Source organism: Streptomyces bobili (assembly GCF_002154575.1).
Lineage (GTDB): Bacteria > Actinomycetota > Actinomycetes > Streptomycetales > Streptomycetaceae > Streptomyces > Streptomyces bobili.
Genome location: NZ_MUBA01000292.1, coordinates 1 through 906 on the forward strand (window position 1 = coordinate 1; position 906 = coordinate 906).

At 67.9% G+C, this 906-nt stretch carries 1 protein-coding gene; it reads right to left on the reverse strand.

What is annotated here, in order from left to right; genetic code table 11:
* A partial coding sequence (locus BZL64_RS23290; RefSeq protein ID WP_143663292.1) for a class I tRNA ligase family protein occupies positions 1-737 on the reverse strand: 737 nt, incomplete at its 3' end.
* Positions 738-906 lie beyond the last annotated feature (169 nt).

Here is a 906-nt window from a genome sequence, read left to right on the forward strand (position 1 = left end):
TCGTCGCCGGGGTGGACGGCGACGGCGGTGTCACCGAGCATCGTCTCGGCGCGGGTGGTGGCGACGACGATGGTGTCGTCCCCCTCGCCGTACTTCATGGAGACGAGTTCACCGTCGTCGTCCTGGTACTCGACCTCGATGTCCGAGATGGCGGTGAGACAGCGGGGGCACCAGTTGATGATGCGCTCGGCGCGGTAGATCAGCTCGTCGTCGTAGAGCCGCTTGAAGATGGTCTGGACGGCCTGGGAGAGGCCCTCGTCCATGGTGAAGCGCTCGCGCGACCACGCGACGCCGTCACCGAGGCGCCGCATCTGGCCGCTGATCTGCCCGCCGGACTCACCCTTCCACTGCCAGACGCGCTCGACGAAGGCCTCCCGGCCGAGGTCGTGGCGGGACTTGCCCTCCTTGCCCAGCTCGCGCTCGACGACGTTCTGGGTCGCGATGCCGGCGTGGTCCATGCCGGGCTGCCACAGCGTCTCGAAGCCCTGCATGCGCTTGCGGCGGGTGAGGGCGTCGATGAGGGTGTGCTCGAAGGCGTGGCCGAGGTGCAGGCTGCCCGTGACGTTCGGCGGCGGGATGACGACGGTGTACGGCGGCTTGTCGCTCTTGGCGTCGGCCTCGAAGTAGCCCCGCTCGACCCAGCGCTCGTACAGCGGCGCCTCTACGTCGGCCGGCGCGTACTGGGTCGGCAGTTCGGTCGTGGGCGCTGGGGGCTGCTGCTGAGCGTTCTCGGTCACGGGGCCAGTTTAGGGGTGTCACCGCGCCGTCCCGAAACGCCTTTGTTCTGTAACGGGTAGGGCCCCGCCACCGTGCTCGCAACGACATTGAGCCAGGATGTGAAAATCACATAAGCGTCTGGAGGGGAACCCAGTCATGAGTTACAACCAGCCGGGCCCGTACGGCGGG